Source organism: Acinetobacter sp. GW821-FHT01C12 (genome assembly GCF_059422625.1).
The window spans coordinates 1-25,213 of sequence record NZ_JBWKXD010000014.1 but is presented as its reverse complement, the minus strand read 5'-3'; the positions used below and the strand labels follow the sequence as shown (position 1 = coordinate 25,213).

General features: G+C 39.1%; 25 protein-coding genes and 2 tRNA genes. 14 read left to right on the top strand and 13 right to left on the bottom strand.

From position 1 onward, the window contains the following. Window positions 1-100: 100 nt before the first annotated feature. The gene (xerD, locus tag AC07WY_RS19965) at window positions 101-1,018 is read right to left on the bottom strand and encodes a site-specific tyrosine recombinase XerD (RefSeq protein ID WP_004718381.1); all 918 of its coding nucleotides are present in this window, start codon (window positions 1,016-1,018) and stop codon (window positions 101-103) included. A 168-nt stretch (window positions 1,019-1,186) separates the two neighbouring features. Between xerD and AC07WY_RS19960 the strand changes: the two genes are divergently transcribed. From AC07WY_RS19960 to AC07WY_RS19950, 3 genes are read left to right on the top strand one after another with little or no spacing between them, the layout of a single operon-like run. Next, a complete protein-coding gene (locus tag AC07WY_RS19960) occupies window positions 1,187-1,456 on the top strand; it encodes a FeoA family protein (RefSeq protein ID WP_004718380.1) in 270 nt (89 codons plus the stop codon). Further along, a complete protein-coding gene (gene feoB, locus AC07WY_RS19955) occupies window positions 1,453-3,315 on the top strand; it encodes a ferrous iron transport protein B (RefSeq protein WP_494736986.1) in 1,863 nt (620 codons plus the stop codon). The genes AC07WY_RS19960 and feoB overlap by 4 nt, the downstream gene beginning before the upstream one ends. Before the next feature lie 29 nt (window positions 3,316-3,344). Then, the gene (locus AC07WY_RS19950; RefSeq protein ID WP_004818576.1) at window positions 3,345-3,596 is read left to right on the top strand and encodes a DUF6587 family protein; all 252 of its coding nucleotides are present in this window, start codon (window positions 3,345-3,347) and stop codon (window positions 3,594-3,596) included. Between the two features lie 201 nt (window positions 3,597-3,797). Here the strand turns inward: AC07WY_RS19950 and AC07WY_RS19945 are convergent, their stop codons facing one another. Together AC07WY_RS19945 and AC07WY_RS19940 are read right to left on the bottom strand one after the other, a co-directional pair. After that, window positions 3,798-5,600, bottom strand: a complete 1,803-nt coding sequence (locus AC07WY_RS19945) for an ABC transporter ATP-binding protein (protein ID WP_494736985.1) — start codon at window positions 5,598-5,600, stop codon at window positions 3,798-3,800. 106 nt (window positions 5,601-5,706) lie between these two features. Next, window positions 5,707-6,096, bottom strand: coding sequence for a hypothetical protein (locus AC07WY_RS19940; RefSeq protein ID WP_494736984.1), 390 nt, complete (start codon window positions 6,094-6,096; stop codon window positions 5,707-5,709). A gap of 111 nt (window positions 6,097-6,207) precedes the next feature. Here AC07WY_RS19940 and AC07WY_RS19935 point away from each other — a divergent pair, with 111 nt between their 5' ends. After that, a complete protein-coding gene (locus AC07WY_RS19935) occupies window positions 6,208-6,831 on the top strand; it encodes an alpha-ketoglutarate-dependent dioxygenase AlkB family protein (RefSeq protein WP_494736983.1) in 624 nt (207 codons plus the stop codon). On the opposite strand, the gene AC07WY_RS19930 is transcribed toward AC07WY_RS19935, so the two are convergent. Together AC07WY_RS19930 and AC07WY_RS19925 are read right to left on the bottom strand one after the other, a co-directional pair. Continuing rightward, window positions 6,816-7,517, bottom strand: a complete 702-nt coding sequence (locus tag AC07WY_RS19930) for an NAD(P)H-dependent oxidoreductase (protein WP_419335471.1) — start codon at window positions 7,515-7,517, stop codon at window positions 6,816-6,818. The genes AC07WY_RS19935 and AC07WY_RS19930 overlap by 16 nt on opposite strands. A gap of 314 nt (window positions 7,518-7,831) precedes the next feature. Next, window positions 7,832-8,620 carry an IclR family transcriptional regulator gene (locus tag AC07WY_RS19925; protein WP_004818582.1) on the bottom strand — a complete coding sequence of 263 codons (789 nt, stop codon included), beginning with the start codon at window positions 8,618-8,620 and terminating at the stop codon, window positions 7,832-7,834. A gap of 546 nt (window positions 8,621-9,166) precedes the next feature. Between AC07WY_RS19925 and AC07WY_RS19920 the strand changes: the two genes are divergently transcribed. Genes AC07WY_RS19920 through AC07WY_RS19910 form a run of 3 tightly spaced genes read left to right on the top strand, consistent with a single transcriptional unit; the run spans window position 9,167 to window position 12,522 of the window. Further along, entirely contained in the window at window positions 9,167-11,251 is a 2,085-nt protein-coding gene (locus tag AC07WY_RS19920) for an FUSC family protein (RefSeq protein ID WP_494736982.1), read from the top strand. 2 nt (window positions 11,252-11,253) lie between these two features. Beyond that, window positions 11,254-11,460, top strand: a complete 207-nt coding sequence (locus AC07WY_RS19915) for a DUF1656 domain-containing protein (RefSeq protein WP_151957579.1) — start codon at window positions 11,254-11,256, stop codon at window positions 11,458-11,460. Window positions 11,461-11,511: 51 nt separating this feature from the next. Then, window positions 11,512-12,522, top strand: a complete 1,011-nt coding sequence (locus AC07WY_RS19910) for an HlyD family secretion protein (RefSeq protein ID WP_034613594.1) — start codon at window positions 11,512-11,514, stop codon at window positions 12,520-12,522. A 54-nt stretch (window positions 12,523-12,576) separates the two neighbouring features. On the opposite strand, the gene AC07WY_RS19905 is transcribed toward AC07WY_RS19910, so the two are convergent. The 4 genes from AC07WY_RS19905 to recN all read right to left on the bottom strand — a co-directional run bounded on the left by AC07WY_RS19905 (window position 12,577) and on the right by recN (window position 16,274). Beyond that, entirely contained in the window at window positions 12,577-13,290 is a 714-nt protein-coding gene (locus AC07WY_RS19905) for an SDR family NAD(P)-dependent oxidoreductase (protein WP_494736981.1), read from the bottom strand. Window positions 13,291-13,304: 14 nt separating this feature from the next. Further along, a complete protein-coding gene (gene ruvX / locus AC07WY_RS19900) occupies window positions 13,305-13,748 on the bottom strand; it encodes a Holliday junction resolvase RuvX (RefSeq protein ID WP_494736980.1) in 444 nt (147 codons plus the stop codon). After that, a complete protein-coding gene (locus AC07WY_RS19895) occupies window positions 13,741-14,295 on the bottom strand; it encodes a YqgE/AlgH family protein (protein ID WP_004718361.1) in 555 nt (184 codons plus the stop codon). Before AC07WY_RS19895 ends, ruvX begins: the two co-directional genes overlap by 8 nt. A gap of 317 nt (window positions 14,296-14,612) precedes the next feature. Further along, window positions 14,613-16,274, bottom strand: a complete 1,662-nt coding sequence (gene recN / locus AC07WY_RS19890) for a DNA repair protein RecN (RefSeq protein ID WP_262084864.1) — start codon at window positions 16,272-16,274, stop codon at window positions 14,613-14,615. 530 nt (window positions 16,275-16,804) lie between these two features. Between recN and ppnP the strand changes: the two genes are divergently transcribed. The 3 genes from ppnP to AC07WY_RS19875 all read left to right on the top strand — a co-directional run bounded on the left by ppnP (window position 16,805) and on the right by AC07WY_RS19875 (window position 18,981). Next, complete coding sequence (gene ppnP, locus AC07WY_RS19885) at window positions 16,805-17,128, top strand: pyrimidine/purine nucleoside phosphorylase (protein WP_004718357.1); 324 nt, start codon at window positions 16,805-16,807, stop codon at window positions 17,126-17,128. Window positions 17,129-17,275: 147 nt separating this feature from the next. Continuing rightward, window positions 17,276-18,031 carry a 23S rRNA (guanosine(2251)-2'-O)-methyltransferase RlmB gene (gene rlmB / locus AC07WY_RS19880; protein ID WP_004818598.1) on the top strand — a complete coding sequence of 252 codons (756 nt, stop codon included), beginning with the start codon at window positions 17,276-17,278 and terminating at the stop codon, window positions 18,029-18,031. 38 nt (window positions 18,032-18,069) lie between these two features. Beyond that, the gene (locus AC07WY_RS19875) at window positions 18,070-18,981 is read left to right on the top strand and encodes a DMT family transporter (RefSeq protein WP_494736979.1); all 912 of its coding nucleotides are present in this window, start codon (window positions 18,070-18,072) and stop codon (window positions 18,979-18,981) included. A 68-nt stretch (window positions 18,982-19,049) separates the two neighbouring features. On the opposite strand, the gene coaE is transcribed toward AC07WY_RS19875, so the two are convergent. Genes coaE through pilB form a run of 4 tightly spaced genes read right to left on the bottom strand, consistent with a single transcriptional unit; the run spans window position 19,050 to window position 23,535 of the window. Next, window positions 19,050-19,649 (bottom strand): dephospho-CoA kinase, encoded by a 600-nt coding sequence (coaE, locus tag AC07WY_RS19870; RefSeq protein ID WP_419335476.1) that lies wholly within the window; start codon window positions 19,647-19,649, stop codon window positions 19,050-19,052. A 26-nt stretch (window positions 19,650-19,675) separates the two neighbouring features. Further along, window positions 19,676-20,557, bottom strand: coding sequence for a prepilin peptidase (locus tag AC07WY_RS19865; protein WP_262087431.1), 882 nt, complete (start codon window positions 20,555-20,557; stop codon window positions 19,676-19,678). A 5-nt stretch (window positions 20,558-20,562) separates the two neighbouring features. Continuing rightward, window positions 20,563-21,792, bottom strand: coding sequence for a type II secretion system F family protein (locus AC07WY_RS19860; RefSeq protein ID WP_494736978.1), 1,230 nt, complete (start codon window positions 21,790-21,792; stop codon window positions 20,563-20,565). Between the two features lie 27 nt (window positions 21,793-21,819). After that, window positions 21,820-23,535, bottom strand: a complete 1,716-nt coding sequence (gene pilB / locus AC07WY_RS19855) for a type IV-A pilus assembly ATPase PilB (RefSeq protein ID WP_494736977.1) — start codon at window positions 23,533-23,535, stop codon at window positions 21,820-21,822. 277 nt (window positions 23,536-23,812) lie between these two features. Between pilB and tpiA the strand changes: the two genes are divergently transcribed. From tpiA to AC07WY_RS19835, 4 genes are all read left to right on the top strand, one after another. Beyond that, window positions 23,813-24,607 carry a triose-phosphate isomerase gene (gene tpiA / locus AC07WY_RS19850; RefSeq protein ID WP_494736976.1) on the top strand — a complete coding sequence of 265 codons (795 nt, stop codon included), beginning with the start codon at window positions 23,813-23,815 and terminating at the stop codon, window positions 24,605-24,607. Window positions 24,608-24,616: 9 nt separating this feature from the next. Next, window positions 24,617-24,958 (top strand): preprotein translocase subunit SecG, encoded by a 342-nt coding sequence (secG, locus tag AC07WY_RS19845; protein WP_494736975.1) that lies wholly within the window; start codon window positions 24,617-24,619, stop codon window positions 24,956-24,958. A gap of 53 nt (window positions 24,959-25,011) precedes the next feature. Next, a tRNA-Leu gene (locus AC07WY_RS19840) sits at window positions 25,012-25,096 on the top strand. Window positions 25,097-25,141: 45 nt separating this feature from the next. Further along, a tRNA-Met gene (locus AC07WY_RS19835) sits at window positions 25,142-25,213 on the top strand.

Genomic DNA, 25,213 nt, shown 5'->3' with positions numbered 1-25,213 from the left:
AGCATGATTTGAGGGAATTAGCATAACAAAATTTTTAATAGTGTACTTTAAAACTTGATTAAGGGATGTAAATTGCCGATATACACGCCATGCTCAGTCATTAAGCGCGTGGATGATATTTTTCATGCAGCTGTTGCATACGGATTTGTGCGACATGGGTATAAATTTGTGTGGTCGATAAATCACTATGCCCCAAAAGCATTTGCACCACCCGTAAGTCAGCACCATGATTTAAAAGATGCGTTGCAAAAGCATGGCGTAAGGTATGTGGTGATAGCTCAGCTTGAATCCCAGCTTGTAAGGCATAACGCTTGATGGCATACCAAAAGTTTTGACGACTCATGATGCCACCATGTTGGGTTAGAAATAGATAATCGGTAGCGGATTTATACAGTTGTGGGCGAGATTCTGTTAAATATTTTTCCACCCATTCACATGCCATGCCCCCCAAAGGCACCAAACGTTCTTTATTGCCTTTACCTGTGATTCTTAAATAGCCTTGTTTTAAATTGATCAAATCTAATCTTAAATTGAGAAGCTCTGAAACACGTAAACCACAAGCATAAAGCACTTCAAACATGGCGCGATCACGCAAACCTAACGCTGTTGTGACGTCTGGTGCTTGGATCAGTGCTTCAACGTCCTGCTCCGATAAATCTTTAGGCAATGCTCGTCCGAGTTTTGGGGTTTTATGGGTCGCGACAGGATTATCTAAACGAATCTTTTGTTCACGTAAAAACTTAAAAAACGAACGTAAAGCAGAAAGTGAACGGGCAATTGACCGAGGGCTTTTGCCTTGTTTGGTGAGTTGAATAAGCACATCGGAGATGTCTTCATGTGTCCAATTCGGAAGGTAAGAATTTACACATTCACTACATTGAATTAAGTCAGATAAATAGGCGTTTCTTGTATGAGGACTGACCGTTTGCGCAATTAAATAGTCACGGAATCCCTGTAAAAAGCCTAGATTTTCAGGAATGGCAACAGCAGCAGGAATACGTGGTTTCTTATTTAGCATGGTCTTCGGTGGTGTTTAAAACTTATTAGTTGATGGAATGTAGACTAAAAGAAAACATAAGTCGAATATCGTATTTGAATGAGAATTGTAATCAAACCTTACTTGGTAATTATTCTCATTTGTATGTATAATAGTCTGTCTATCGTGTAAATTTTAGGGTTAATTGCTGTGCGTTTGTCAGACTTGAAAGTAAAGCAAACTGCCATTATCGCAAAGGTCAATCGTACCTCGCAAGATAATGTCAATCAGCCAGATTTAGTGGCGAGTCGTTTAGAAACTCTAGGTTTTGTGCCTGGCACACGTGTACAAGTGATCACAAAAGGTGTTTTTGGTGGTGATCCTATTCTCATTCAAATTGGTTTTACTCGATTTGCGTTACGCAAGATCGAAGCCGAAAAAATTGAAATACATCAGGCATTAGAAGGAGCTTCCGCATGAGCGAAACTTTACGTATTGCTTTAGTGGGAAATCCTAACTGCGGTAAAACTTCACTTTTCAACCATTTAACCGGTACGCGTCAAAAAGTTGCCAACTATGCTGGGGTGACTGTTGAACGTAAAGTGGGTACATTTAATTTACCTTCTGGTCGTGCGGTGCGTGTTCTGGATTTGCCTGGAACGTATAGCCTTGATGCAGCCAGTCCTGATGAAGCCATTACCCGTGATGTGGTTTTGGGGAAAATTGCCGGTGAACAAGATCAACAGGCATTTTTATGTGTAGTGGATGCAACCAACTTAAAATTACATTTGGGACTGGTGCTTGAAGTCATTGAACAAGGCAAACCGATTCTGCTTGTATTAAACATGATGGATGAAGCGCGTCGTCGTGGGATGCAGATCAATACCCAAAAATTATCACAGCGTTTAGGTATTCCCGTGGTGGAAACGGTTGCTGTGCGTAAGGCAGGGATTGAAAACTTGATGGGTGCTTTGGAAAATGAAAAATTCCACACACCAAGTGCAGAACTGAGTGATGTTAAGCTTTCAGGTTCCAATCATGAAAAAATTGACCAAATCTTAAAAGATGTGGTGATTTTTTTAGATCATGAAGACAAACGTACTGATTTTCTCGATAAGATTTTTTTACACCCCGTTTTAGGACTTCTTAGCCTTGCGCTGATGATGTTTATTGTTTTCCAAGCAGTATTCGCTTGGGCAGCGCCATTTATGGATGGTATTGAAGAATTTTTTGGCTGGTTTGGTGGCTGGATTGGGCAATTTATTACCCAGCCATTACTGCACAGCTTAGTGGTCGATGGGATCATTGCAGGTGCTGGTAGTGTAGTGGTGTTCTTGCCACAGATTCTGATTCTGTTCTTCTTTATTTTGGTTTTAGAAGAGTCAGGTTATCTACCGCGTGCGGCATTTCTACTTGATAAGTTGATGTTTAAAGCAGGCTTAAGTGGTCGGGCGTTTATCCCACTGTTATCCAGTTTTGCCTGTGCGGTACCTGGGATCATGGCGACTCGAAGTATCAGTGATCCACGAGATCGTTTGGTGACGATACTGGTTGCGCCGTTGATGACATGTTCAGCGCGTTTGCCAGTGTATGCCTTGCTGATTGCTGCATTTATTCCAGCGAAAATGGTTTGGGGCTTCCTTAATCTACAAGGTTTAGTGCTCTTCGGTTTATATATGGCGGGAATTGTGAGCGCACTCATTGTTGCGACCGTGCTGAAGTTTTTCCAGAAAGATAAATCACAACATGCTTTATTGATGGAATTACCAAGCTACCGTATCCCAGATATAAAAAGTGTATGGATTGGTTTGTTAGACCGTGCCAAGATCTTCTTAAAGCGTGTCGGTGGCATTATCTTCGCTTTATCGATTTTATTATGGTTCTTATGTACATTCCCTCAGCCACCAGAAGGCGCGACATTACCCGATATTGACTACTCTTTTGCTGGGATGTTGGGGCATGTAATGCACCCAATCTTTGAACCGCTTGGATTTAATTGGCAAATCTGTATTGCTTTAATTCCAGCGATGGCAGCACGTGAAGTTGTGGTTGCAGCATTGGGTACGGTTTATGCGTTATCCGCAGCGGATGATGATGCAGTCGCTCAAGGTTTATCACATCTGATCAGTCAGGGTGATTTAAGCTGGTCAGTTGCAACAGGTTTATCGTTGTTGGTGTGGTTTATCTATGCACCGCATTGTTTAGCGACATTGGCTACGGTAAAACGTGAAACAGGTTCTTGGAAAACTGTTGCTGGTATGACAGTTTATCTATTTGGTTTGGCTTATTTAATGGCTTTCCTCACTTATCAAATTGCGTCACGTTATTTTGGTCTATAAGCCAGAATCTTGAAGCAAAGGAGCTAGAGATGATTGAATTTTTGATTATTGCGGTATTGGTGATTTGGAGTGCAATTTTTGTATTTAAGAAAGTCTTCCCAAAGTCAGCGTATTCGGTGTTTTCTAAACTGGCTCAATTTTGTCAGTCGCAAGGTTGGAATCGTTTAGCCAAATGGATTCAGCCTGCGATGGTGAGTGGATGCGGTGGCGGTTGTGGTTGTAGTAGTGCTGAAACGGACAATCCTAAAAAAGTTGAAGTCCAAGCCGTAAAATGGAAATGATTAGCCTCTAAATTATTACTCTAAAAAGAAAAAAGCCATTCTAGAACATAGAGTGGCTTTTTATTTGTATATGGGAGTAGTAGTTCGTAAAAGATAATTTATATCGCTATCTGATAGACATATCTTGAATGATCCAATGCTGCAAAAAGCAATTTAATCAGTATGAGCTTCTGTCAGTTGATATAAAGCACCAACTACGCTTTAGCTATGGGTTTCTTCCTCACCATCATCTTCAAAAGTTCGTGCAATTTTTTCGATATTTAAGCTTTTAGCCATCGCATCAAAAATTTCCTTATAAGCACCATCTTGATGATAAAGATCATGATGTTCACCATGCTCAACGATTTGTCCTTCTTTCATCACATAGGTGTAATCGGCATCAATAATTTGTGAAAGGCTATGCGAGATCATAATCACAGTTCGGCCTTGTTTAATCTCATCTAAGCTTTGTTTGATTTGCTCTGAAGCGATGGCATCTAAACTCGCTGTGGGCTCGTCTAAAAAGATAATTGGCGGGTTTTTAAGGAACATTCGAGCAAGTGCGATTCGCTGTTGCTGTCCGCCAGACAATAGCAAGGCATCTGCTTCATAGGCATGCGGTAATTTTAAAATCTGCTCATGAATCGAGGCTTTTTTGGCAGCTGCGATGACTTCTTCATTGCTTGCATGGGGCTGACCATAACGAATATTTTCTAAAATTGAGCCTTGGAAAATATGATTCTTTTGCAATACTAAGCCAATATGTTCTCTTAAATAGTGTGTATCGAGTTGTTCTAAATCAATCCCATCGAGTTTGATACAGCCTGAGTTCGGGGCGTAAAATTTATCCAATAGGCTGATTAAGGTTGATTTTCCCGCACCTGATAAGCCGACTAAGGCTGTGATTTTATTGGGTTGAATAGTCATGTTAATCCGATGTAAGGCTTGATGACCATTCGGATAGATAAAATCAACATTTTCCAATTCAAATTTGCCATGAATTTGAGGTTTCATTAAACCACTGGCTTCGATTTCATGATCTGCTTCTAAGATACTAAAGAAGCTTTCTGAATAGATCATTGCCGAGTTAATTTCATCATAAATACGGTGCAAAGAGCGGATCGGTGCAGACACGTTATTGAACAACAATACATGGTACATGATCATTCCTATACTCATTTGTCCATCTAAAACAAAATAAGCAGTTAAGATAATGATCAGGACTACACCAACTTGTTCGATAAAGGTTTTTAAACCATCAAAAATATAGCTGGTTTGTCGAGTTTGCATCTGATTTTCAGTCAGTGATTTTTGTAAATTCAGTTGCTTGGTGGATTCAACAGCCTCTTTATTAAAAGATTTAATCACTGTAATTGAGTTAATAATACTCAAAATACCTTGATTCTTCTTTTCCATGTTATCGCGTAAGGCTCGACGTTTGCCAGAAAGCTTTTGTGATTGTTTAAAGGTCAGCCAAAAGTAAATTGGTACAATGATTGTCGCGACTACACCCACCCAAAAATTGGCATAATACATTAGGGCTAAAGCAATAATTGCACTGGTAAATAAAGGTAAAATATCAATAAAAAAGATTTGTACCAGTCGAGTGAGCGAGCTTACTCCACGGTCGATACGGGTTTGTAATTTTCCAGCTTGGTTATTTTTCTGATCGAAAAAGGCCAATCGATAGGTAATAAACTTTTCGATAATGCCCTGAGATAGGTCCTGTGAAATTAAAATTCTGAGTTTTTCACCAAATGATTTTTGCCCAAACTGAACAATTGCATTGATGACTTCTTTGGCCAATAAAACCACAGTAATGGTAATGATAATGTGCCATCCATCCGCTAGGCCTTGTCCTGCTTGGATCAGTTGGTTAATGCTGTCTACAGCATATTTAAGTGTAAGAGCATTGACCTGAGCTGTGAGTGAGCCAATCAACGTTAACACTAAGGTGATGATGACGAGCCAGCGGTAGGGACGTACAAAGGGGCGTAATTTTTGAAATAATTGCCATAAATTCATAGGTTTTTTGCTTTTTATCAGCTTGGTTTTAGTCTAAAGCTGAATAAACGTTGCTACAAGTGATTGCTATGTTTTGAATTGTGAAAGATTTTAATAATGTCTTACACTAGTCCAAATCTTCACGATCAAAATCCTCTTGAAATTGGTCTGCTAATTTAAATCCGAGTTCATTAAGCTTTTCAAAATACTTGAGATAGTCTTGATCTTCCATATCATATGGAAGATCATTCCATAAAAAGTGAACCAGCCATTGATACCAACGAGGTGGTGCTGGGTAACGATGCAAATAGTTGACCTTTTCAGCAAAGCTCATTTTTTGCTGACTCATCCATTCATCTAAATACATCATATGTGATTCTCCGCTTCCCATTCGCCATCCTGTAGAATAAGGATGGTATTCTGGTGCAAAAATCCATGGCGGTGGGACTTCGCCATATTTGGCTAAATAGGCTTGGACGCCTTCTATATACCACTGTTCATTTGAATATTTACCCATGATATGACCTGCTATTCTTCATATTAAAGTTGTTTAATTTTGATCAAAAATGACTTGTTTCATGTTAAATATTGATTCATTGTTGGATGACCCCGTAGCTCATTTTAGACAATGAATTTAGATTTATTTGAACCTGAAGCACACGATAATTTACTGCCTTATGATGGGGTAGTAAAAGACTTTGGCTTAATTTTGGATCATGAACAAAGTCAAAAATATTTAAACTATTTTCTACAGCATTTGGCTTGGCAACATGATGAAGTTTATTTGCATGGTCGATATTATAAAACTGAGCGCAAAGTGGTGTGGTATGGCGATGATGATTACCAATATCATTATTCAGGTATGGCAAAACAAGCCCATATCTGGAATCCCGCTTTATATCGACTCAAACAGCATATCGAGCAACTCACAGGGCAGACTTATAATTCCTGTTTGGCAAATTTATATGAAAATGGCTCACAAGGCGTGGGTTGGCATAGTGATGATGAGCCATCATTGGAAGCGCCCAATCACAATGTGGTGATTGCTTCATTGAGTCTAGGTGCTACTCGAAAATTCAGTTTTAAGCACAAGTGGAAAGCTAAAAAAGTAGATTTACTTTTACACAGTGGTCAGTTGATTGTGATGCAAGGGCAGACCCAACGTTATTGGAAACATACCCTCGCCAAATCTACACGAATTTTAGCGCCTCGTGTAAATTTGACCTTTCGTTACTTTTATCCAAGTGGATAAAGCTTGTCATCAAATTGTTCAAGTTTAGGAAAGTCTAATGCAGGTAAATTTTCTAAGTTATGTAAATATTGCTGATAATCAAGCAGGATTTGTTGACGTGCTTCATTAGAAATATAAGGGACATGGTAAGCGGTAAATGGTGGCAGCACGTCAAAGCCTGCATAAGCTAAAGTTCCACGTTGGATCGGCAGTAACAAGTCTTCAATTGAACCATGAATCGCATGATCACCAAACATATGTTCACGGCCACCCAAGGTAAAGCTTAACAAGGCTTTTTTCCCCACCATGCCGCCGTGGTTATAAAAACGTTTACCACCATAGAAAATACCTGAAACGAATACGCGATCAATCCAGCCTTTTAAGATGGCAGGTACAGATGTCCAATACATGGGGAAACTTAAAATCACTAAATCTGCTTTTTGTACTTTTTCAATTTCAATCTGAATGTCTGCGGCAATCTGCTTATTTTTATAAGCATGGCGTTGCTCCAAAGCATAATTCATATATTCAGGATGACTCAGTTCTGAGAAATCCTCTCGTGATGCGATTGGATTAAAATTCATGGCATACAAGTCTGAAACCTCAACTTGATGCCCTAATTTTTCCAAGACATCAATAGCATGATCTTTCATCGCGGTTGTAAATGAAAGGGGTTCAGGGTGTGCATGGACGATGAGGATATTCATAACATTCCTTAATTAAAATTATGCATCATTGTTATTGGCTGGTTTAGATTATTCCTCAATGAAAATGATTCGCCAATTACTCTAATTATTTTTTTAATGGCTTAAAAGTGAACTCAATGGATAAAAAAATTGCACATAAAAAAGCCTATGTTTAAACACATAGGCTTCCTTACTCTGAGGAGGAATTGTCTTCGCAAAAACAATGTCCAAAAAAATCATGGATTACTGAAGAACATAATCATATTATGAGAATATAAAAACATTATCAAGAGATAAAAACATTACAAAATGTTAAATTATCAAGATGATTGCGCTTATGGGTGAAATTCAGATAATTGGTCATTGGCAGAGAGTGCTTGATAGCGTTTTTCAATCTGTGCAGCAGACTCTTGCAAGGTCTCAATTAGTTTTGGAGTGTTGACATATTCAAAACGATTTTTTGAAGCAAGTACGGTCAATGCTAGAGGCGCTTCTTTACTTGAAAACTTCACCGGGATAGATAAGCCAGAAACATTTGGATCAAGTTCACCTTGTGAAAAATAATAACCTTGTTTTTTTATTTTTTTCATTTTATTAACAAAGGTTTCTTCATTTTCAGCAAAACCAACTTCAGTTAATTGTGTTGCAAAGCGAAGGTAATATTCATGAATTTTCTGTTTAGATAAATGCGCCATGATCACTTTAGGTGAAGAGCCCATAAATACGGGACGAGGGCAACCACGACCATAAGAAAGTAAAGTTTCATCACGATACACCTCATGATGAACATCAATACAATAGTCATCATTTAAATGTGTCAGTAAACAGCAAAGCTCTGTACGTTCTGAAATTTCTTGCATAAATGGTTTGCTGATTTGAACCAATGGATCGGTGGTTCTAGAAATATAGTCCATCACAGCAATTTTAGGACCAAGGGTGTAATCGCCTGAAGTTCCATTTAAGCGTTGCAAAATATCAGCCGAAACTAATTCTTTTAAATAGCGATAGCTGGTCGGTTTAGATAAACCAAGCTCTTCACAAATCACATCGACATTAATTACTGGGCGAGACACCGAAAATAAATCCAATACGGTGAGAATTTTGCCAAAACTGGAAAGTGCCATTGATGACCTACTCAATTAGTGAGAATCAAAAAAAAATAATAATGAATGTTACTTTATAACAAATTGTTCAAGAAAAAACAGTGGAATTTGCATTGTAAATGCAAATGATTCTACATTTTTAACTTTAGTGGTTATTTTGAGAAAAAGCACTACATTTGAACACCAAAGTAAATTATATTTAGTTGTATTATCAAAATGAGATATTTTTATTGATTATTTGTGTTTTTTTTGAGATTATTGCTGATATGAATATCCAATGGTGAATTTATACTTTTCTAGAAGTATAAATTTTTATCATAAATTGAGTCCTTCTCTACTCAATCGTTGTATTTGAGCAAATGCCTAAATTTGTTCTTCTATTCGCATCTTTTTTTTAACCACACTGTTTATTTGACTAAGCAGTGCGGTTTTTTGGTCGCTAAGAAAAGAAAATGTGATGTGTACAACAAAGCCTCATAAAAGTGGTGAATATCAGCTTCCTAGATCTTAGAGAGCTAGAGATGACAGAGAAAATCAATGAAATTGAATTTATAGTGAGTTGCTTGCATGTTACTGATCAAACCCTTATTGGCTTTTAGACCCAATAAACTCGATTGGATTTTTGCGAGCAAAACTTTCATTGCAGGAATGCTGGCACTCTATATCGCATTTGAGCTCAACCTGAGCTATCCGATTTGGGCGATTGGTACAGTCTTTGTGATTGCCAATCCTTATTCGGGCATGATGGCATCAAAAAGTATCTATCGAATTTTAGGAACCTTGATCGGAGCAATTTTTGCTATCGCAGTGATGCCTCATTTGGTTAATACCCCTTGGTTATTTACCTTTGTACTGGCAACTTGGGTGGGGATCTGTCTATATCTGTCTTTAATCGACCGATCACCACGCAGTTATGTGGTGATGTTAGCGGGTTATACCGCAGTGATTATTTGTTTTAACTCGATTTATTATATCGAGACGGTGTCTATTTTCGACATGGCTGTGGGCCGTTTCTTAGAAATCTCGTTGGGTGTGGTGTGTAGTGCTGTGGTCTCTGCCACTATATTTCCTATGCATATTGGGCCTGTAGTCGAACTCCGTGTCACTAAAACCATGCAAGACACTAAACAGGCTTTTGACTCAATTTTGTCTGATCCAGCACATACAGATAATTATACTCAGCTATTGACCAATATCACGCGTGATACAACAGATATTCATAGTATGGCTGTGCATTTAAGTTATGAAACTTCAAAGTTTAAAGGCATGACCAAACCACTCCAAGAGTTGCTACATCAAGTGACGATGTTAGTGGCTAACTTGGTCGCAATGTCAGAACGGATCAAGCAACTGGATCAAATTGATTTAACTTATCGTCCGTATCTGCTTGAGTTTCACCAAAAGATTGATGATTTTTTAGAAGGTGAGAATGCCATTCTTGAAGATGAGCTCAAGCACTTACCTGAACATTTTGACCAAGAATTTCAAACCATCACTGAACATGCAACTGCTAAACAACAGGTGATTTTGGGCAGTCTAAAAATGGATATTCGCCATTTTATTCAAAATGTTCGTGCAGTGAAGTTTATTTGGCAATGCATGCAACAAGGCAATCATAGCTTACCTGAGTCCATTGTACCTTTAACCACAACCTATCCCAGTTTACATCGTGATTATGGCGTTGCGGTACGTGGCGGGATATCGGCATTTTTAACAACCAACATTGCCTGTGCATTTTGGATTTTAAGTGGCTGGAAAATGGGCTTTATGGTGGCAGAAATGGCCGCAATTACAGCATGTATTTTGACCTTTTTAGATGACCCTGTACCTGCACTAAAAATATTTATCCGCTCCAGTATTTATGCCGCTATTTTGGTTTTTATTTATGCATATGGGATTTTTCCGCATATCACCGCATTTTGGGAGTTAGCCGTTGTATTAGCCCCCTTTATTATGTTCTGTGTAATGTTGTATTTACACCCGCCTTTACATGCACTGGGTTTACCGCTGATTATGAGTACGATTATGGGGTTAAATCTGCAAAACCGTTATTTGATGGATCAGATCACCTTTTTTGATGCTTCGATTGCAACCGTGATTGGGCCGATTATCACGGTTTGTATTATGCAAATGGTACGTTCAATGTCCCCTGAAATGACAGTAAAACGGATGTTGGCTTTACACTATAAAGCTATGCGGGAAAGTATTGCGATGTCTTATGGAACGGGCTTTAGAATTCATTTACGCAGTATGCTTGATCGTATTGGCGTGTTAAATACCAAATTGATTCAGTCAGAACAGCTCAAAATCGAAATTAATAATGCTTTGATTGAGTCGAGTGCCGCAATTGATTTAACTCGTTTGCAGGAGCTGATCCAAAAATTATCGCCTGAATCTACGACGACCAGTGCAATTGTTAAATTACAACGCTTACTTAACCAGTGGCTAAATGAAAAAGCAGTAACTCAGCCTGATGATAACTTACGACAAGCATTGATTCAGCAATTTGATCAAGTCTTGCAAGATGCGCAAGCGGTAGGTGATCAAGATATCCGACAGCGTATAGAAATTTCTGTGAATAATATTCGCAATAGTATTTGTCATATTCATCTGGTTGATGCGCAACCTTCAACTGTTCTAGTGGGAGCATAAATATGGGTGAGCTCAACATTTATGGTGTTTATGTCCCAATATTTTTAATTCAAGCAATTCTGGCATTCATCATCTGGAAAGTGGTGTGTATTGGTACAGATCGCTTGGTTGAAAAAGAATGGATTGCATTACCTGGAATTTTTAATATTTGTATCTATTTGATTTTATTATGGTTGATTCATTGGGTATTTATTCAGATGACGACTTAGCCGTTGCAATAGAGCTGATTTACTTTTAAGTTTAATGATTGGAAAATTGAAATGAATACGTTTGATATACGTAAGGCAATCCGGCCGATATCATTGGGTATCGTGGTGATTATTGCGATATTTTGTGCGCTGCATATCTGGAATTACTACAATGCAGAACCTTGGACACGTGATGGGCGTGTCCGTGGCGATGTTATTCAAGTGTCTTCTGATATTGCTGGTTTAGTCACAGAGGTGATGGTTCAAGATAACCAAACCGTGAAAAAAGGGCAGGTGCTTTTTAAAATCGATTTAGCACGCCAAACTTTAGACGTGGAACAAGCAAAATCAGATCTTGCAAAAGCCCAGTCAGGACTTGCTGAAGCAGAAGCGGGGCTTGCTGAGGCAAAAGCCAATATTGTGAAGTCAAAAGCCAATATCAATCTTGCAGATAAAAATGCACGTCGATATGCAGACCTGATGAATGGAGCGATCTCTAAACAAGAACAAGATCAAATGTTTGCTACACGAGATCAGTCCCATGCAGAGCATCAGCAATTGCAAGCTGCGGTACAACAAGCAGAAGCCAATATCAAACAACAAAAAGCCTTGATTGAGGCAGCAACCAGTAGTGTGCATTTGGCGCAATTGAATATGCAACGTTCAGAAGTGATTGCACCAGCAGATGGAACATTATCAAATTTTGATTTGCGCGCAGGGAATTATGTCAAAGTTGGGCAAGCTGTTGCCGCTTTACTTGATCGTAAACAGCTCTATGTTGTGGGATATTTTGAAGAAACCAAACTCAATAAAATACATCTAGGTGATCCTGCAACAGTACAACTCATGGGCGATTCTTTGAAATATAAAGGCCATGTTCAAGGGATTGCTTCAGGGATTGAGGATCGTGAACGGACCACTTCATCAGGCTTATTGGCCAATGTAAATCCAACATTCAGCTGGGTACGTTTGGCTCAACGGGTACCTGTGAAAATTATTTTAGATGAAGTACCCCATGATTCATTGGCCTTTGTCGCAGGGCGTACCGTGACAGTACATATTTTGGAAAAAGCAAAAAAATAACCAGCATCCATCATTAAACTTTGATCTTGAAGCCCATTGAAAAATGGGTTTTTTTTATAGATTTAAGTCTGCCATAGCGGGCATATTAATTTCTTTAACACAGCTGGCTTGACTGGTGGATAAGATAAATTTGATGGCAAGAATAACGTCTTGTAAGGGAATTAACTCATGATTACTCTGTTGTAAAACTTCATCTACAGATGTATTCAGATCAAACTCAGTCGCTAAGTAGCCTAGATTTAATATGCTTACTCCAATCTGGTCTTTGCGTAAGCTTTCTCGGAGGGAGTGGACAATGCCTCTGAGGGCAAATTTACTGGCTGAAAAGACCACTTCTTTGCCCTTATGATTATCTAGTCCCCACGTAGAACCAATCAAGATAATTTTTGCATTTGGAGACAATCTAAGATTCTCAATCAAGGATTGAATTGCCAAAATACAGGATTGAATATTGGTATGAATTAAATTTGATATTTCAATGTCAGTACATTGTTCAAAGTCATAATCTGCTTGAAAAGCTTTTGTTTCCCAGATCCCGACGTTGTAAATCAGATAATCTATAGGCTGATTTTGAATTTGATTTTTAACTAAATCCCGAGCGTGCTCAGGTTTTGATAAATCAGCAGAGATCCATTTGAAATGAACAAGGTCACACTGTGGTTGAGAACGTGAAATACCAAAAACCAGATCTTGTGTTTGAGGTACTGCGTGTAAAATAGCTTGTCCCAAGCCTTTGCTTACACCATAGATGACATAGGTTTTTGACATTTTTAATGCTCAGTTTAAGGGGTAATGCCTTCAGGGTTTCGATACCAACTTTCAATAAATAAAGCAGCTGCAATACTATCCGCTGCTAATTTCTTTGCTCGCCCTTGTGCGTGATAATGATCGAGTTCATCTCGTGCTTCACGTGTGGTTAAGCGCTCATCGACCATTAGGGTTTCAATATTGGTTTGATGACGTAAACGTCGTGCAAATTTGCGTGCGCGTGTGGATAATTCTGACTCGGAATCATCCATATTTAACGGTAAGCCAACCAGAAATAAATTCGGTTGATGCTGTTTGATGATCTTAAGTAGTTCATCCCAATTGGGGATACCATCTTTCATTGGAAAAAGTGCAAGCGGTGTTGCACTTTCAATGATGGAGGAGCCTACAGCCATTCCCGTTTTTTGTGTACCAAAATCAAATGCAATAATCAGTTGTGGGGAATTAAAATCAGGCATGTCCAATCTCAGAAGATAACCAAGTACGATCAATCCCTATTTTACGATAAGCTGCATCCCAACGGTCGGTATAAGGCAAATTAAACACCAAATCCATATCTGAATCACAAATCAACCAATCGCCACGGGTAATTTCATCTTCAAGTTGATTTTTAGTCCAACTGGCATAGCCCAATGCAATTTGATAACGACCTACACCTTCATTGTGTGCAATCGCATCTAAAATATCTTTGCTGGTGGTAATACACAGATTTTCACCCACGGCAATAGATGAATGCCAGGTCGGTTGTCCTGTATGAATCACAAAACCCGCTTCTGGGCGTAATGGACCACCTTGTAAGACTTCATGCGGATGCACATTATCTGCTTCAATTTCTAAGTCATTCAAAAGTTCTTTGACTTGAATACCTGAAGGTCGATTGATAATAATACCTTGCGCACCATCTTCATCGTGACGGGCAAGATAGATTACCGTATTGGCAAAGAAATCATCAGCAAGATCAGGTGGTGCAATCAAGCAGCGATGAGAAAGATATTGTTTTGGCACCGATATGCAACTCCTTTTCAATCCGCTTAAATATTTTTAATTGTTTAAATAAAATCTATATCTATATAAATAGCACAATTAATATCAATAGGTTGTGAATATTTTAAAAGCCTGTAAAAACAACCCAAGTTTTTCATCAATATGTTTAAAATATAAACAAAATGGTGTCCAAATAAAAATGTACATCCCTATAAAAGCGATAACAATAGGGCGAGTGAATAGATAAGAGCGCTTATATTCCAAAATAGGAATAAAAAACCAGTAACGTTGGACTGGTTTTTATAGGAGCATTCTTTTTTATACACTAGATTGAAGTATTAAGATGGCTGAAATTTCAATTGTCTTAATTGTTTTGCATGCTGCAAAGTGGTTTCACCAATTTCAATACCGCCTGTCATTCGTGCCAATTCTAAAATAAGTTGCTCTTCTTCTAGTGCAACGATGGTACTACTTGCAGGATCTGTTTGTAGTTTTTTCACCAATAGGTGTTGATCGGATTGGGCCGCAACCTGAGCTTGGTGAGTAATACATAAAATTTGAACGTGTTGCCCCAAGCCTGCCAATAAGCGCCCGACAATTTCAGCGGTACCACCACTGATTCCGACATCAATCTCATCAAACACTAAAACTTCTGCTTCAGTTTTTTCGGCATTCATCACTTGCATGACCAATGCAATACGTGACAGCTCACCACCAGAAGCGACACGTGCCAGCGGTTGAGGTGGAATACCTTTATTGGCAGTAAAGAGTAATTGAATAAAGCTTAAACCTTCCGCAGAAGCCTGTTCCAATGGTTCAAATTTAAATTCAAAATGTGCTTCTGGTAGCGCCAGTTGTTTGACTTGCTCAGTCAGTTGTTTGGCTAAAGGTTCAGCGGCATCACGACGAATCTGATCTAAATGTTGTGCTTTCTCTACAAACACTTGATGAGATTGTTCAACTTGCTCAGCGAGGGTTTCAGGATCTTCAAGTTGATGTAGTTGCTCTAATTCATTTTGCCATGTTTCATATTGCTGTTTGAGTTCATCGGGCTGAATACGGTACTTACGTGCCAAGCGATGAAAGACTTCGAGTTGTGTATTTAACTCATCCATACGTTCAGGATCAAAACTTTGACGGTCTATAAACTGACGTAAATTTGCTGTTGCATCATCAATTTCACTTTGTGCGTTGATCAATGAATTGTAAATTTCAGACAGTAGTTCACTACGCCCAGCATGGGATTCTAAACGTCGAATAATTGAAGAAATTTCTTGGGTAATATTTTGTTCAGATTCATCAAGAACATTTAAGCTATAGCCACAGTCTTGCATGATGTGTTCATGGTGACTTAAACGATCAAATTCTTGTTCGATTTCTTTATAATCAATACGAATGACATCTTCGAGTTCTTCAAGTTGTAATTTTAAAGTGTCAATACGTTGCAGGCGATTGGCTTGTGCATCAATCGCCGCCTGATGTGTACGAATATTTTTTTGCCAAGTGCTATATGCATCCCGCACATCTTGGGCAGGCTGATAAAAATTACTATAACGATCTAACCAATGCTTTGGGTAGGGCGGTTCAAGCAGCTGTTGTTGGCTATGTTGACTGTATAGTTGTACCAAGAGGCGTCCAAGTTCTTTTAATTCAGCGAGGCTACTGGGACGACCATTGATCCATGCTTTGCTGCGACCTGTTGCAAAGATCACCCGTCTTAAATGAATTTCACCAGATTCATCGTCTAATTCATGAGTGTTGAGCCAATTGGCTTCTGGACTCTGTACTTGATAGCTAAAAACCGCCGTAATATCGGCTTTTTCAGCACCATAACGCACATAATTGGTATCGGTACGCTCACCTAAACAGGCTGACAACGCATCTAATAATAATGATTTACCCGCACCTGTTTCACCTGTAAGCACGTTGAACCCTTGCTCGATATCAATAGCAAGGTTATCAGCTAAAGCAAAATTGATCAGATTTAAGTGTGTCAGCATAAACGCATCCAAGCTGCGAACGGTGAAGTTCTAAGATAGTGAAGTTTTGTTGTGGTCACAAGTCAGAACGCATTCTAATACGAAGTAATTTTAAGCATTCTAAATAATTTTAATATGAAAATGTAATTTCCTTTGCTTAAGTTGCCAGTAAAAACATCAAAATAGATAAATCCTGTTGAATTAGATAAAAAAATGAAGCAAATATCTAGATTTTTTATGACTGATTTATTCAATAGACATTTGAATCTATTGATCTGCATCTTTTATCAGCCAATATTGAAACAAGACATTTCTTCAGTCTAAGTAGGGAATAAATTGAGCATCCACAGGATTGGTATTCTTGGTGACGTGTATTGTGGTTTTGGGTCTTTATTGTTAGAGAAGCTTAAGCTTTGATCTAAGCGGACTGATAAAGCAGAGCAAAAATAGAAATAGCTTAACCTTAAAAACATAGATTGATTAGTTTGCGGAGCAACATTAAACTACATCGAACATAATTTTTATAAATGCGCATTATCTGGAGAATACGCATGTCAGCTCAGTATGATCATGTATCAGTAGTTAAAAAATCTAATGTATATTTTGGCGGTTTATGTATTAGCCACACTGTGCAGTTTGAAGACGGAACCAAAAAGACTTTAGGGGTCATTCTTCCAACAGAAGAAGCTTTAACATTTGAAACACATGTGCCTGAACGTATGGAAATTATTTCTGGTGAATGTCGCGTTAAAATCGCAGACAGTGAAGAAAGTGAGTTGTTCCGCGCAGGTCAGTCATTCTATGTGCCTGGCAATAGTCGTTTTAAAATTGAAACGGATGACGTTTTAGACTACGTTTGCCATTTAGAAGGCTAATGAAAAAAGCTTTGCTTAAAACAGACACTAAATTAGGCAAAGAATTTTTAAGCTAAATCGGTTAGACTAAAGCATCAAATAGAATCCTGTAAAGTTGGCTTTGCAGGATTTTTCATTTCTATCATCATGTTGTTAATGAGGTTGTTCATGGCGAAGTCCGAATATTATTATGGCGTTCATTCAGTGGAGTCATTATTGGAGTTAGAACCTGAACGTGTTTTAACCTTATTTACCTTAAAAGGTCGTGATGATCAGCGTTTACAGCGCATTCTCCAACTTGCAGAGCCTTTTGGAATCAGTGTCCAAAAAGCAAGTCGTGACAGCTTGGAAAAGTTGGCAGGTCAACCTTTTCACCAAGGCGTGGTCGCAGCTGTTCGCCCCCATCCTGTATTAAATGAAAAAGATTTAGATCAGCTTTTAGAGTCAACCCAACAACCTTTATTGTTGGCTTTAGACCATATCACAGATCCGCATAATCTAGGTGCATGTATCCGTACAGCGGCAGCTATGGGTGTGGAAGCAGTGATTGTTCCGCGTGACCGTGCAGCAACATTAACCCCGACTGCACGTAAAGTTGCAGCAGGCGGTGCTGAAAAGGTGAAGTTTATTCAAGTGACCAATTTGGCGCGTACGCTTGGACAAATCAAAGAAAATTATAATGTTCGTGTGGTCGGCACTATGCTCGATGAAAAGGCGTTGCCTATTCAGAAGTTTGATTTTACAGGAACACCAGTATGTGTGGTAATGGGCGCGGAGGATACAGGATTGCGTCCAATCACCCAATCGCAATGTGATCAAACCGTATTTATCCCGATGGCTGGAAACTTACAAAGTTTAAATGTAAGTGTGGCTACCGGAATGGCGTTATATGAAGCATGCCGTCAACGCCAACAAAGTGAATGATTTAGTTTAAATTGTATCGGTAAGATTAGAGAAGCAACATGATGACCTCCCGTACCCAAGGCTACATGTATGTCGCCATTACAATGTGTATTTGGGGAGGTTTTACGATTACCTCAAGACTGAATGCAATTTGGCATATCAGTCCATGGGATATCACCGCATTACGCTTTTCTTTGGCATTTTGTATTTTGATGCCGATTTTAATCTATAAAAAAGACACGGCTTTCCTATTTAACAAACAACCCTTTATTTTGGCGATGATTGGCGGTGTTGCCTATTGTTTGACGTCATATAGCGCGTTTCACTTTGTCCCTGCGGCACATGCTGCCATTTTTTTAAATGGTTGTATTCCATTGTGTACAGCTTTGGCTGGTTTCTTACTTTACCGTCAACCATTTGATAAACATATATGGATCAGTTTAATCATCATGCTCTCTGCGATTGCTGTGATGAGTTTTTTGATGTATAGCGAAACAGGCGTTGCTTTTGGTATTGGTGATTTACTGTTTTTTATCAGTGCAATTTGGTGGGGAACTTTTACTGTATTACTGCGTCAATGGCAACTTTCCGCATGGCACGCCATGGCAGGTGTTGCGATTTGGTCAGCGATCGTTTATGTCCCAATTTATTTGTTGTTTTTACCTAAACACTTAGATCAAGTGTCCACACCACATTTGGTCATGCAAACGTTGTTTCACGGTATTTTCGTGGTGATCATTGCGACTTTGGCTTATGTCGAAGCAATTAAACGATTAGGTGCTTTTAAAACAGGCAGTATCGTCACACTTGCGCCTTTTATTGCCGCAATTATCGCTGTACCTTTGTTAAATGAACCGATAAGCCTTGCAATGCTGTGTGGCTTGATTGGTATGGGCATTGGTGCTTTACAACCGTGGCGTTGGTTTACACATAAAGACAGTTTGCAGCAGCAGTTAGATAAGAAGAAATAGATCAAACAGGTTAAATGGATACAAAACTGATTGATAAAAACCTATTTTAAAATGATGAGACACACAATTTACTGCTGTGCCTGTTTTAGATACTGTTGATGTAAAGACTCTAATTTTGCATATAGATGATCAATATGCCCATCATTGAGCACAATATCATCTGCTAATTTTTGCTTTTCATGACGTGGCATTTGTGCTGCAATAATTTTTTGAATTTGTTCGATGGATTGGCCATCTCGTTGTGCAGCACGTAAGATTTGCATGTCCTCACTGGCATCAATCAATAGCGTGCGTTGAGTGAGTTCATGTTGATTGGTTTCAAACAGTAGCGGTGAAACCAAAATCACATAAGGACTGGTTGCTGCTTGTAATTGTTGAATAATCTCAGCGCGAATCGCAGGATGGGTAATCGATTCAAGTTGTTGTCGTGCTAATGGGTCTTTAAAAATATGTTCTCTCAATGCACGACGATCAAGTTCACCATTGCTTAATAGTACCCAATCCCCAAAAACCTCTTTAATTTTTTGAAGCGCGGGTTGTCCTTTTTCAACAATTTCTCTTGCAACAATATCAGCATCAACAACTATAATCCCTTGGGTTTCAAACCACTGACTTGCTGCGGATTTACCGCTACCAATTCCACCTGTTAAACCCAAGATAAACGTCATTGCGCATTCCTAATACTGTGTTGAAATTATTGACCTAAATATACTTTCATAATTTGCTCACCCCATAAAAATGCAATCCATCCTGCAATTGCAATATAAGGACCAAAGGCAAAAGGGACATTTTCTTTACGAATCTTAAGTAAAATAATACCAATGATCGCACCCACTATAGAAGACAGTAGGATAATTAACGGTAACATCAAGGGCCCCATCCAAGCGCCAAGTGCAGCAAGAAGCTTAAAGTCACCATAGCCCATGCCTTCTTTGCCTGTCACTATTTTAAATAGATAGTAGACAATCCAAAGACACAGGAAACCAATAATATATCCCCAGATTGCAGCACTTGCTGTTGTATAGAGATGAAATGAGTTAATACCTAAACCTATTGCAGCTAAGGTTAAGGTAAAGCGATCTGGAAGTAACTGAGTGTCAAAATCAATAAAAGTAAGCGTGATCAGCACCCATGTCAGTAACACACCAAAAACCATTTGTAGCGTTGGACCGTAAACAGCAACGACTGTCAATGAACACACCGCAGTTAAAAGTTCAACCAATGGATAACGAATACTAATCGGGTTTTGACACGAAGCGCATTTGCCTCTTAAAACCAACCAACTGATAATGGGGATATTTTGATACCAACGAATTGGAGTTTTACATTTGGGACAGGTAGAGGCTGGTTGACTGAGACTGAGCTTTTCTTCATCAATCACAATCTGTTGTGAGCCTGCCAGTAGTTGGCATTCTGCATGCCATTCCTGTCGCCATTCTTTTTCCATCATCTTGGGGGTACGGTAAATGACTACATTTAAAAAACTACCAACACATAAGCCTAAAACACCAATAGTCAGATAGAGTGCTATTGGTGATTGAATCAGAAAATTTAACAAATCATGGAACATATTCATCATTATCAACCAACCACTGAACCCATTTGGAAAATAGGCAGATACATCGCAATCACTAGACCACCAATAAGAACACCTAATATCGCCATGATTAATGGCTCCATCATTGAGGTTAAACCATCCACCGCATTGTCGACTTCATTTTCAAAATGCGTTGCAACTTTATCTAACATCGCATCAAGCGCACCCGATTCTTCTCCAATCGCCACCATTTGAATGGCCATAGAGGGGAATTTATTGGTGACACGCATGGCAAAGTTCAATTGTTGCCCAGTGGCGACATCCTCGCGAATTTTCATTACCGCTTGTTCATAAACCACATTATTGGTTGCACCCGCTGTGGATTCTAAAGCTTCAATTAAAGGGACCCCCGCGGCAAATGTTGTGGCAAGGGTACGGCTATAGCGTGCAATGATGGCTTTATAAACCAGATCGCCAAAAATAGGCATTCTCAGTGCTGTCCGATCTAGAAAATCCTGAAATTTTTTACTGCGTTTTTTGGCTTCTAAAAAAGCAGTAATCACAACAGCAATAAAGATAATCAAAATAAACCAATAACTTTGCATCCAATTGGACATATTCACCACCATTTGAGTAAATGCGGGGAGGTCTGCACCAAAAGAGCTAAATAGGCCTTGAAAGACAGGAACCACTTTCACCATTAAAATAATAGTAACGATAATTGCGACTGCAATTACAGTCATTGGATATTTCATGGCTTTTTTAATTTTTTGCTTGAGTAATTCACTTTTTTCTTTGTAGATTGCTACACGATCGAGCATAGTCTCTAAGGCGCCAGATTGTTCGCCAGATTCAACCAATGAACAAAACAAGCTGTCAAAATAGCGAGGGTATTTTTTTAATGCGCCAGCAAAGGTATTTCCCCCTTCAACTTCACTTTTAATCCCCAGTACAATTTCACGCATAGAGGGATTTTCTAGTCCTTCTGCAACGATTTCAAAACTTTGCACTAATGGCACACCCGCTTTCATCATTGTGGCGAGTTGCCGAGTGAAAATGGTAATATCTAAAGTAGAAATGCGTTTTTTCATTAAACCTTCAAGAATATTTTTCTTTTTTTCTCGAATGGTTTTAATGGTGATGCCTTGTTTTCGTAAGGTAACTTTGGCAAGCGCCATATTGCGAGCAGGTAGTTCGCCTTTGATTTTGATCCCTTTACGATCAACCCCGTCATAAGCAAATGTAGGCATCATTTGAGCTTTTTTAGCTGCCATCATAATTTCCTTGAATATTGATTATATTTATTCGCTGGTCACACGGTTAATTTCTTGTAAAGAAGTTAAGCCATTGATGACCTTAATTAAACCTGAACGTCTTAAATTATCAAACCCCAATTTCTCCGATGCCGCCGCAATTTGCAGCGCATTGCCATCTTCCATGATAATTTTTGAAATTTCAGGTGTTACTTTCATCACTTCGTAGATCCCGACACGACCTTTATAGCCTTCACGGCATTCATTACAGCCCACAGGTTGAAAAATTTGTAAGTCAGGATTGCTTAAGTCTTGTTCGGTAAAGCCCATTTCTAACAGACTCTGTCTAGGGATTTCAACGGGTGCTTTACAATGATTACATAAACGTCTTGCTAATCGTTGTGCAATCACAAGGTTGACTGAGGTGGCAATATTAAATGAGGGCACGCCCATATTACGTAAACGGGTTAATGTTTCAGGTGCGCTGTTGGTATGTAGGGTAGACATCACCATATGCCCCGTTTGAGCCGCCTTGATCGCAATTTCGGCAGTTTCGAGATCTCGAATCTCACCGACCATGATAATGTCAGGATCTTGACGCAGGAATGATTTTAGTGCGACCGAAAAGCTGAGACCTGCTTTAAGATTAACGTTGACTTGATTGATCCCTTCCAAGTTAATTTCAACTGGATCTTCGGCTGTGGAAATATTTGAACTTTCTGTATTGAGGATATTTAAGCCCGTATAGAGAGAAACAGTTTTACCTGAACCTGTGGGGCCAGTAATCAGTAACATGCCTTGAGGTTTTTCTAAGGCCTCCATAAATAATGCTTTTTGCTTTTCTTCATAACCCAGCGCATCAATACCCAACATTGCGCTGGAAGGGTCAAGAATACGCAGTACCAATTTTTCGCCAAATAATGTCGGTAGTGAATTCACACGAAAATCAATGGCTTTGGTCTTTGATATTTTTAACTTAATACGGCCATCCTGCGGAACACGCTTTTCAGAAATATCCATTCTAGACATCACTTTTAGACGTGATGCCAAACGGCCAGCTAATTGCAAGGGGGGATTGGTAATGGTTCTTAGTACCCCATCTACACGATAACGCACCCGATAACTTTTTTCATAAGGTTCAAAGTGTAAATCTGATGCACCCATACGAATCGCATCGATCAAGAGTTTATTGATATATTTAACAATAGGTGCTTCTTCTTCTGAAGCCTCATCGTCATCATCTTCTGATGGAGGGTTGTCATCAGTGGCAATGATATCAACATCAAAATCTTCATCACCAAAATTAAAGCTTTCCTCTACAGTAAAGTGCTTTTCTAAATATTTTTCTAATTTATGATGTTCAACAATGATCGGTTCAATATTCAAACCGCAGTTAAAACGAATGGCATCCAGCGCTTCTATATTGGTCGGATCACTGGTGGCGACATATAAAATATTGCCACGTTGTACCAAAGGAATCACTTTATGTTTAGTGACTAAATTTGGCTCAATAAGCTCCTTGGGCAGCATGTCAGGATTAAAGCTGTCCAGATCAAAAATGGGTTCTCCAAATTCTTGGGAGATCATTTCAGCAATGATCAGTGGCGGTATATTTAGTTTTTCACTGAGATAAGCAACAATACTCACTTTATTTTTTTGAGCGTTACTGAGCGCATCTTTCATTTGCTGGGCAGATAAAAAACCTTCGTCGACTAAGCGACGGATATACCCCGAAAACTTAGGTGAACCATTTTGCATAGACATCCCCAAAACACATTAAATTTCATTTTATAATTTGAATACGAAAATTATACGATGATCCTTAGAAATATCTAGAATTAAACGTATTTTTTATAGAAACATATTTGAAAATAACTTGAGCCAATCAGGCTTTTTACCGTTATCTTTGAAATGATTTATGTTTCATTCCTTATTATTAAAGCATGACTTTAAATGAGATGACTGAATTGATAAAGAAAAAATACTTTAAAAATATAAATTCCGTGTAGAATGTGCACATTTTCGATAAAAGGTTAGATGTATGTCGGGTTCGACTATTACTCCTTGGGTTGTCGGCAATTGGAAAATGAACCCAATGCAAGCGAATTCGCAACAACTCATTCAAGATTTAAATCAGTATTTACAACAATCACCGATTACAGAACAACAATGTCATCTTGGTGTTGCGCCTATTTCTATTGCATTACTGTCTGTGCAAAAATTATTTAAAGATGCACATTCGCCAGTCAAAGTTGTCGCACAAGATCTTTCTCAAATAGCAGGCACAGGCGCTTATACCGGCGAAGTGAGTGCTGAACTACTCAAAGACAGCCAGATTGATTATGTGTTGATTGGGCACTCAGAACGTCGAGAAATTTTTGGCGATGATGTTGCAAAAATTAAAGCGAAATTATCAAATGCTTTAAATGCTGGGCTTCAAGTGATTTATTGTGTAGGTGAAAGCTTAGAACAACGTGAAGCAGGGCAAGCAGAGCAAGTGGTCTTACAACAAATTTGTGATCTTGCAGCAGTTGTAAAAGCAGAGCAATGGCACAATATTGTGATTGCCTATGAGCCAATTTGGGCGATAGGAACAGGCAAGACAGCTTCTCCACAAGATGCTCAGGCAATGCATGCAAAAATTCGCGAAGGTTTAACTCAAATTACGGCCCAAGCTCAACATACCGCGATTTTGTATGGCGGTAGTGTCAAACCTGAAAATGCAGTAGAGTTAGCTGCTTGTCCAGATATCAACGGTGCGCTGGTTGGTGGTGCATCACTTAATGCTGAGTCATTTTATAAAATTGCTCAAGCATTTGCTAAAACAGAAGAATAGGAGTTCAGCATGCATACATTTGTGCTGGTTGTACATATCATCTTGGCCGTTTTGATGATCGGGCTTATCCTCGTTCAACATGGTAAGGGTGCAGATGCAGGTGCATCATTTGGTGGCGGTGGTGCTGCAACAGTATTTGGTGCTTCAGGCTCTGCAAGCTTTTTAACTCGTTTAACTGCGATTCTCACGGCTTTGTTTTTTATCACCAGTTTAAGTTTGGCGGTGTTTGCTAAAAAACAAACTTCGGATGCGTATGGTTTAAAATCTGTACAGACCAGCGCTCAAACGGCACCAGCTGCACCAGTCAATACGGGTGAAACTTCACCAACTGCACCAAAAACTGGCGAATAATGCCATTTAGTTCTTTCTTTTTCTGAATGATGCGACTAGAATGCGTCACAGCTGCGGTGGTGGTGGAATTGGTAGACACGCTACCTTGAGGTGGTAGTGCTTTCGGGCGTGGGGGTTCAAGTCCCCCCTTCCGCACCAACAATGAACCAGATTGTTGGTGTTAGCAGCTGAAAAAACATTGATGCGGGATGGAGCAGTCTGGTAGCTCGTCGGGCTCATAACCCGAAGGTCGTTGGTTCAAATCCAGCTCCCGCT

Bases quoted from the DNA above. Each gene is read 5' to 3' on its own strand.
- xerD (WP_004718381.1), bottom strand. From the start codon at position 1,018: ATGCTAAATAAGAAACCACGTATTCCTGCTGCTGTTGCCATTCCTGAA.
- feoB (WP_494736986.1), top strand. From the start codon at position 1,453: ATGAGCGAAACTTTACGTATTGCTTTAGTGGGAAATCCTAACTGCGGT.
- AC07WY_RS19950 (WP_004818576.1), top strand. From the start codon at position 3,345: ATGATTGAATTTTTGATTATTGCGGTATTGGTGATTTGGAGTGCAATT.
- AC07WY_RS19945 (WP_494736985.1), bottom strand. From the start codon at position 5,600: ATGAATTTATGGCAATTATTTCAAAAATTACGCCCCTTTGTACGTCCC.
- AC07WY_RS19940 (WP_494736984.1), bottom strand. From the start codon at position 6,096: ATGGGTAAATATTCAAATGAACAGTGGTATATAGAAGGCGTCCAAGCC.
- AC07WY_RS19935 (WP_494736983.1), top strand. From the start codon at position 6,208: ATGAATTTAGATTTATTTGAACCTGAAGCACACGATAATTTACTGCCT.
- AC07WY_RS19930 (WP_419335471.1), bottom strand. From the start codon at position 7,517: ATGAATATCCTCATCGTCCATGCACACCCTGAACCCCTTTCATTTACA.
- AC07WY_RS19925 (WP_004818582.1), bottom strand. From the start codon at position 8,620: ATGGCACTTTCCAGTTTTGGCAAAATTCTCACCGTATTGGATTTATTT.
- AC07WY_RS19920 (WP_494736982.1), top strand. From the start codon at position 9,167: ATGTTACTGATCAAACCCTTATTGGCTTTTAGACCCAATAAACTCGAT.
- AC07WY_RS19915 (WP_151957579.1), top strand. From the start codon at position 11,254: ATGGGTGAGCTCAACATTTATGGTGTTTATGTCCCAATATTTTTAATT.
- AC07WY_RS19910 (WP_034613594.1), top strand. From the start codon at position 11,512: ATGAATACGTTTGATATACGTAAGGCAATCCGGCCGATATCATTGGGT.
- AC07WY_RS19905 (WP_494736981.1), bottom strand. From the start codon at position 13,290: ATGTCAAAAACCTATGTCATCTATGGTGTAAGCAAAGGCTTGGGACAA.
- ruvX (WP_494736980.1), bottom strand. From the start codon at position 13,748: ATGCCTGATTTTAATTCCCCACAACTGATTATTGCATTTGATTTTGGT.
- recN (WP_262084864.1), bottom strand. From the start codon at position 16,274: ATGCTGACACACTTAAATCTGATCAATTTTGCTTTAGCTGATAACCTT.
- ppnP (WP_004718357.1), top strand. From the start codon at position 16,805: ATGTCAGCTCAGTATGATCATGTATCAGTAGTTAAAAAATCTAATGTA.
- rlmB (WP_004818598.1), top strand. From the start codon at position 17,276: ATGGCGAAGTCCGAATATTATTATGGCGTTCATTCAGTGGAGTCATTA.
- AC07WY_RS19875 (WP_494736979.1), top strand. From the start codon at position 18,070: ATGATGACCTCCCGTACCCAAGGCTACATGTATGTCGCCATTACAATG.
- coaE (WP_419335476.1), bottom strand. From the start codon at position 19,649: ATGACGTTTATCTTGGGTTTAACAGGTGGAATTGGTAGCGGTAAATCC.
- AC07WY_RS19865 (WP_262087431.1), bottom strand. From the start codon at position 20,557: ATGAATATGTTCCATGATTTGTTAAATTTTCTGATTCAATCACCAATA.
- AC07WY_RS19860 (WP_494736978.1), bottom strand. From the start codon at position 21,792: ATGGCAGCTAAAAAAGCTCAAATGATGCCTACATTTGCTTATGACGGG.
- pilB (WP_494736977.1), bottom strand. From the start codon at position 23,535: ATGTCTATGCAAAATGGTTCACCTAAGTTTTCGGGGTATATCCGTCGC.
- tpiA (WP_494736976.1), top strand. From the start codon at position 23,813: ATGTCGGGTTCGACTATTACTCCTTGGGTTGTCGGCAATTGGAAAATG.
- secG (WP_494736975.1), top strand. From the start codon at position 24,617: ATGCATACATTTGTGCTGGTTGTACATATCATCTTGGCCGTTTTGATG.